At 40.3% G+C, this 449-nt stretch carries 1 protein-coding gene; it reads right to left on the bottom strand.

All coding sequences use genetic code 11. The annotated features are described in order from the left end of the window. Positions 1 to 164: 164 nt before the first annotated feature. A partial coding sequence (locus DVK01_RS22005) for a hypothetical protein (RefSeq protein WP_158598804.1) occupies positions 165 to 449 on the bottom strand: 285 nt, incomplete at its 5' end.

Here is a 449-nt window from a genome sequence, read left to right as displayed (position 1 = left end):
CTTCTAAATGAGTTTTGAACCCCTCTATGACTGTTATTTCTCTATTTAAATCATGTTCAAGTATCTCATCTTCTCTGTCGGCAATGTATGTTTCACCGGGTTTTTCTTTCCATTCTCTATCTGTGACTTCTTGTCTCTCTTGTCTACGAGGGGGGTCGATCTCGTCAGTCATTCTTTTGAACTAATCCTCCCTCAAATGCACGAGTTATCTTATTCTGTTCATTCAACCTTTTACACACCTCTCTAATGTAGTTGAGCTGCTCTTCTTCCGACCCGAAAATCAATTCTCGAAGTTCGTCTTCGGTTACTCCTTTATCAGCACCTTCCCGCGGTAGTTCGCGTAGAATATCGTTACTAATGTCATCGTTAAGTGTTGAAGGGCTGCTACTATTGTTGTTTGATGTTCTAATATCCTGTTTATTTATTTCGGTTAGAGTGGCACCATATCC

This window comes from Haloarcula sp. Atlit-120R, assembly GCF_003665885.1.
Lineage (GTDB): Archaea > Halobacteriota > Halobacteria > Halobacteriales > Haloarculaceae > Haloarcula > Haloarcula taiwanensis.
Note: the sequence above shows the minus strand (reverse complement) of the source record. Positions and strands in the feature narration are given on the sequence as shown.